This window comes from Neobacillus paridis, from assembly GCF_016765675.1.
Classification (GTDB): domain Bacteria; phylum Bacillota; class Bacilli; order Bacillales; family Cytobacillaceae; genus Neobacillus; species Neobacillus paridis.
Genome location: NZ_JAESWB010000181.1, coordinates 284,342 through 290,983 on the forward strand (window position 1 = coordinate 284,342; position 6,642 = coordinate 290,983).

A 6,642-nucleotide genomic window follows, 5' to 3' on the forward strand; every position below is an offset into this window, starting at 1 on the left:
AATATAGAGTTACTTACGTTTAGAAAGTGCAGGTGAATCTAGTGACAATGGATCAAAAAGCAGTTCAGGAGCAAGCATATGACGCCGATCAAATACAGGTTTTAGAAGGGCTGGAGGCAGTTCGGAAAAGACCTGGAATGTATATCGGTTCAACAAGCAGCAAAGGTCTCCATCATCTCGTTTGGGAAATAGTCGATAACAGCATTGACGAAGCACTCGCAGGCTACTGTACTGAAATCAATGTCACGATTGAAGCGGATAACAGCATCACCGTAAAGGATAATGGCCGTGGTATTCCGGTTGGCATTCAGGAAAAAGTGGGCCGGCCGGCAGTTGAAGTCATCATGACAATCCTCCACGCCGGTGGTAAATTTGGTGGCGGAGGCTATAAAGTTTCCGGCGGACTGCATGGTGTCGGGGCTTCGGTTGTGAATGCCCTATCCGAATTTTTGGAAGTGTTTGTGCACCGGGATGGTCACATCCATTATCAAAAGTATGAACGCGGTGTCCCGGTTGCCGATTTAAAAATAATTGGGGAAACAGATAAAACTGGGACGATTACCCATTTTAAGCCAGATCCAGAAATATTTACGGAAACACTAGAATATGATTATGACATTCTGGCTACTCGTATTCGTGAACTGGCCTTTCTTAACCGTGGTCTTAAAATTACGATTGAAGATAAACGTGTCGAAAATAAACGTAATGAATATCATTATGAAGGCGGTATTAAATCCTATGTTGAGCATTTAAACCGCACCAAAGAAGTGGTTCATGAGGAGCCGATTGATGTCGAGGGAGAACGAGACGGAATCAGTGTCGAGGTTGCCCTGCAATACAATGAGGGCTATACGGAAAGTATTTACTCCTTTGCCAATAATATTCATACGTATGAAGGCGGAACTCATGAAGCAGGGTTTAAAACGGCGTTAACCAGGGTGATTAACGATTATGCTCGAAAAAACGGTTTAATTAAAGAAAGCGACACGAACCTTTCCGGCGAGGATGTTCGTGAAGGGCTGACAGCGATTATTTCAATTAAGCATCCAGATCCCCAATTTGAGGGACAGACGAAAACGAAGCTTGGCAACTCTGAAGTGAGAGCAATTACGGATACGATTTTTTCGGCCGCCTTTGAGAAATTTTTATTAGAAAATCCAGTGGTTGCGAAGAAAATTGTTGATAAAGGCTTAATGGCTGCCAGAGCACGGGTTGCTGCCAAAAAGGCCCGGGAATTAACCCGGCGGAAAAGTGCGCTTGAAGTGTCGAGTTTACCTGGGAAACTGGCAGATTGTTCTTCCAAGGATCCTGCAGAAAGTGAATTATATATCGTTGAGGGGGACTCTGCGGGAGGTTCAGCAAAGCAAGGACGTGACCGTCATTTCCAAGCGATCTTGCCGCTTCGGGGGAAAATCCTCAACGTGGAAAAAGCACGCCTTGACAGAATTCTTTCTAATAATGAAGTGAGAGCGATGATTACGGCGATTGGAACAGGGATTGGCGAGGATTTTGATATTTCCAAAGCCAGATATCATAAAGTCGTTATTATGACGGATGCTGATGTTGACGGTGCCCATATTCGCACCCTGCTGCTAACATTCTTTTATCGCTATATGAGAAAAATTTTAGAAGCAGGTTATGTGTATATTGCCCAGCCGCCATTATATAAAGTTCAGCAAGGTAAACGGATTGAATATGCTTATAACGATAAAGATCTCGATCGGATATTTGCCCAGCTGCCAAGCCAGCCAAAGCCGAATATTCAACGCTATAAAGGTTTGGGAGAAATGAATCCTGAACAATTATGGGAAACAACCATGGACCCGTCAACCAGAACGATGCTCCAAGTAAGCCTTGAAGATGCCATCGAAGCTGATGAAACCTTTGAAATGCTAATGGGTGAAAAAGTAGAACCCCGCCGTAATTTCATCGAAGAGAATGCTCAATATGTAAAGAATCTGGATGTATAAGGATAGTGTATATATCCTTGAAACAAGAAAAGCTTATTTTTGCATTGATCCTTCTAAGGAACCTTCCTTAGTGATTTAGTGCGTAGAAGCTTGAGAATGGATATAAAAAGGTTAAGGGTAGAGGGGTGACCACTATCCTCCTTTTCTTTTTTAGTAAGGGAATCCCAATAGGAGGTACCAAATATGGCTGAAACACCAAATTCTCAAATAAAAGAAGTTAATATCAGTCAGGAAATGAGGACATCTTTTCTTGACTATGCGATGAGTGTTATCGTTTCCCGTGCCCTTCCGGATGTCCGCGATGGTCTAAAGCCGGTTCATCGCCGTATTCTTTATGCCATGCATGATCTTGGCATTCATGCGGACAAACCATATAAAAAATCAGCCCGTATTGTTGGAGATGTAATCGGTAAATACCACCCTCACGGTGACGTAGCCGTTTATGAAACAATGGTACGGATGGCACAGGACTTTAACTATCGTTACATGCTTGTAGACGGCCACGGAAACTTTGGTTCAGTGGATGGCGACTCTGCAGCCGCCATGCGTTATACCGAATCAAGAATGTCGAAAATTTCAATGGAATTATTAAGAGATATTAACAAAGATACGATTGATTATCAAGATAACTATGATGGTGAAGAAAAAGAACCTGTTGTACTTCCATCTAGATTTCCTAACCTTTTGGTGAATGGAACATCTGGAATTGCTGTCGGGATGGCAACCAATATCCCCCCTCACCAGCTCGGTGAAGTGATTGAAGGAGTGCTGGCTCTCAGCCATGATCCTGACATTACTACCTTGGAATTGATGGAAATCATCCCCGGACCGGACTTTCCAACGGGAGGAATCATCCTCGGCCGCAACGGAATCCGGAAAGCATACGAAACCGGCAGAGGCTCCATCACATTAAGAGCTAAGGTCGAAATTGAACAGAAATCGAACGGTAAAGAGACGATTATTGTTCATGAAATCCCCTACCAGGTGAACAAAGCGAAACTGATTGAAAGAATCGCTGAACTGGTCCGTGAGAAAAAAATTGAAGGGATTACGGACCTTCGCGACGAATCGGACCGCAGAGGGATGCGAATTGTAATTGAGGTTCGTAAAGATGCCAATGCCAATGTCATTTTAAATAACTTATATAAATTAACAGCGATGCAGACTAGCTTTGGAATCAATAATCTGGCGCTCGTTAACGGACACCCAAGGGTATTGAGTCTAAAGCAATTGCTGGTCCATTACCTGGATCATCAAAAAGTCGTCATTCGCAGAAGAACAGAATTCGAGCTGCGCAAAGCAGAGGCTCGTGCCCATATTTTAGAAGGATTGCGGGTTGCCCTGGATAATCTCGATGCTGTCATTAATCTCATTCGTAATTCCGCCACAACGGATATTGCCCGGGAAGGTTTAATGACTCAATTTAATCTTTCAGAGAAACAAGCGCAAGCGATTCTCGATATGCGTCTGCAACGCTTAACCGGTTTGGAAAGAGAAAAAATTGAAGAAGAGTACCAAGGGCTTGTAAAATTGATTGCCGAGTTGAAGGGAATTTTAGCCGACGAGGAAAAACTGCTTGATATCATCCGTGAGGAATTGCTGGAAATTAAGGGACGCTTTAATGATAAGCGGCGGACAGAAATTGCTGCCGGCGGAATTGAGAATATCGATGATGAAGACCTGATTCCAAGAGAAAATATTGTTATTACCCTTACTCATAATGGATATATTAAACGTCTGCCGGTTTCAACCTACCGCGCCCAGAAGCGTGGCGGACGGGGAATCCAAGGAATGGGTACACATGACGATGACTTTGTCGAACATTTAATGACGACTTCTACCCATGATACGATTCTATTTTTTACAAACAAAGGAAAAGTATATCGATCCAAAGGGTATGAAATTCCTGAATTTAGCCGAACGGCTAAAGGAATACCAATCGTTAACCTGCTGGAAATTGACAAGGATGAATGGATCAATGCGATTATTCCTGTTGAGGAATTTGTCGATGATTGGTTCTTATTCTTCACAACTAAAGAGGGAGTATCGAAGCGATCACCTTTGTCTTCCTTTGCTAATATCCGAAATAACGGGTTAATCGCCGTCAATCTTCGTGAAGGTGATGAATTAATTTCAGTCCGTTTAACGGACGGCAGCAAGCAGATTATCATCGGTACAAAAAAAGGAATGCTGATCCGCTTTCCAGAGGATGATGTAAGGTCAATGGGCCGTACTGCCACCGGCGTAAAAGGCATCACCCTTGATGCGGATGACGAAGTGGTCGGTATGGAAGTTTTGGAGGATGATAATGATATCTTAATTGTGACGAAAAAAGGATACGGCAAGCGGACACCTGCTTCGGAATATCGAATTCAGGGCCGTGGTGGTAAAGGGATCAAGACCTGCCATGTCACAGAGAAAAACGGCGAGCTTGTATCAGTAAGAACCGTTACAGGTGAAGAGGATCTGATGCTGATTACAACAGGTGGTGTCCTGATTCGAATTGATGTTGCCAGCATCTCTCGAACAGGCCGGAACACCCAGGGCGTTAAACTGATAAGCCTGCGGGAAAATGAAAATGAATTTGTTGCCACAGCTGCAAAAGTAGAAAAAGAAGAAGATGGAGAGTCCACTGAGGGCGAACATGGCATCGGTGAAGTCTTAGGAGAATCCAGCGAATCCAATGATGGTGATAATACAGCAGAAAACCTTGATGATCTTGGATCTGCCGATGAAGAATAAACAAATGAAGGAGCACTCTAAGGGTGTTCCTTTTTTTGGGGATGTTTTTTGGAAAATTTAGCATACTAGTTGTTTGAAAAGGGGAAAGATGCGATAGTTGGGGTAAGTAGGCCCGTTCTAGCTACCTGAAAAAGGGAAAGAACGGATAATTGGGGCAAGTAGCATGGCTCTAGTTACCTGAAAAGGAGAAAGATGCGATAGTTGGGGTAAGTAGAACAAGCTTAGCTGCCCGATAAAGTAAAATTCGGTCTATAAGATCTTCCTAAATTTCACAAATAATTGCAAATCAAAATAAAAAGGAGGTTTTCCCCCCTCTAAATAATCAACTATTATTCAAAATAAACCCAACGTCCAAAACCTATCTCTTTAAAATATGTTTTTAATACTCTTCTAATTATTTTTTCAGACACAACTTCCCCACACCATACATATATTCCTTGTGTAGTAATCTTTCTCTCAGGAAAAAGAAGCCTATAATCATCCACACTACGTAATACAACAGAATCTATTTTTTCTATGTATGAACATTTTGGGCAAATACATTTATTTCGTCCAAGTAATACCATAAAGCTAAAGCACCTCGGACAAGTAATTATCTTCTTTAACTGTTCATAATCATATACAGGTAGCTGAGTATATGGAGACTTTTCATGATGCAGTGAAATCAGTTTTTCAGCAAGTCTTTTATGTACGCTATTTAGCTTTGATGGCTGCATGTCCATATTTTTCATAAAACGGTTAAGTTGTGATGGAAGAATAACGGGAAGATCAAGAGGTGCTTGAAAAAGAGAGAACTCGGGGTTAACAAAAGTCACCCAGCTTTCAACTTGAATTTGAAAGCCAAGTTGTTGAAGCAGTTGACGCATTAGGGAGGTGTTTCGATCTAATTGATTAAACGGATTTTTAATCTCTCGTTTAGGAAACTTGAAAAACTTTCTTGACTCTAAAAAATGATCCCCTTCAAAATTTTTTACTTCAAATATTATCAAGGCGGTTTGAAAAATAATAGTTGTGTCAATTTGAAAATAAGTATTACCAACCTTAAGAAGTAAATTATTTATAATGAATACTTCTCCTTGAAGCTTTTTAGTCAGCTGATCAAATTTTAACTCACCTTCAAAACCTTTTTCAGCATTAATGTAGTCTAACCTTTCTTTTTCTGATAAAATCATTCGGGAATTTAAAACTCTTAATACCTTTAACTCATATGGAACCGGACGAAATCTTTTCATTTTCCACATCCTTTACTTTATTTATATATTCACCACCATTGTATAAAACTTATCAAAAAAAAGCCGACTCTATTATTAATAATTTGTGACAAAAAATTATCAGGTATTGATTCTTTTAAGGCGACGACGTTATTTTTTGGATAATAAATTAAGTAGGCAGATAGATAAAAATTTGTGTAGTTAAAATAAAAAAACTGTTGACATACAAATATACAAATGGTATATTAATAAAGTCGCTTCGGGGCGACATAATAAAATCGCGGAGCATAAGGGTTTGATTCAAAGAAGAATCACGCGGAGCGATTTGAAGTAATGACTTTGTTCTTTGAAAACTAAACAAACAAAAACGTCAACATAGAAAAGCGAAAGCACCCTGGTCAGCACCGTATGGCCTAGAGTGCTCCAACTGAGATAAAGGAAACACGAAGAAGCCGAAGGCAATTCGATGTTGACTTATCGTAGGGCGGAGCGCGAAGGACACTAGGTGCTAGGGCGCTGTAGCTGGACAACAATAATCATTCATTTCTGACGAAATGAAGCCAACGTTAAATTTTATGAGCTAATCAACTCGAACTTCATTGGAGAGTTTGATCCTGGCTCAGGACGAACGCTGGCGGCGTGCCTAATACATGCAAGTCGAGCGAATCAAGAGGAGCTTGCTCCTCGAGATGAGCGGCGGACGGGTGAGTAACACGTGG

The 6,642-nt window shown here is 41.3% G+C and carries 3 protein-coding genes and 1 rRNA gene; 3 read left to right on the forward strand and 1 reads right to left on the reverse strand.

Annotated elements, in window-relative coordinates; genetic code table 11:
• The first annotated feature begins 47 nt into the window (after window positions 1–47).
• Both gyrB and gyrA read left to right on the forward strand, forming a co-directional pair.
• Window positions 48–1,970 (forward strand): DNA topoisomerase (ATP-hydrolyzing) subunit B, encoded by a 1,923-nt coding sequence (gene gyrB / locus JK635_RS14345; RefSeq protein WP_202654640.1) that lies wholly within the window; start codon window positions 48–50, stop codon window positions 1,968–1,970.
• 183 nt (window positions 1,971–2,153) lie between these two features.
• Complete coding sequence (gyrA, locus tag JK635_RS14350) at window positions 2,154–4,712, forward strand: DNA gyrase subunit A (RefSeq protein ID WP_202654641.1); 2,559 nt, start codon at window positions 2,154–2,156, stop codon at window positions 4,710–4,712.
• A gap of 329 nt (window positions 4,713–5,041) precedes the next feature.
• Here gyrA and JK635_RS14355 read toward each other — a convergent pair whose 3' ends face one another.
• Window positions 5,042–5,944, reverse strand: a complete 903-nt coding sequence (locus JK635_RS14355; RefSeq protein WP_202654642.1) for a nuclease-related domain-containing protein — start codon at window positions 5,942–5,944, stop codon at window positions 5,042–5,044.
• A 575-nt stretch (window positions 5,945–6,519) separates the two neighbouring features.
• On the opposite strand from JK635_RS14355, the gene JK635_RS14360 reads away from it, so the two are divergent.
• Window positions 6,520–6,642, forward strand: a 16S ribosomal RNA gene (locus JK635_RS14360); the annotation flags it as partial.

What these genes read in the sequence shown, in the direction of transcription:
- gyrA (WP_202654641.1), top strand. Translation starts at nt 2,154, where the DNA reads ATGGCTGAAACACCAAATTCTCAAATAAAAGAAGTTAATATCAGTCAG.
- gyrB (WP_202654640.1), top strand. Translation starts at nt 48, where the DNA reads ATGGATCAAAAAGCAGTTCAGGAGCAAGCATATGACGCCGATCAAATA.
- JK635_RS14355 (WP_202654642.1), bottom strand. Translation starts at nt 5,944, where the DNA reads ATGAAAAGATTTCGTCCGGTTCCATATGAGTTAAAGGTATTAAGAGTT.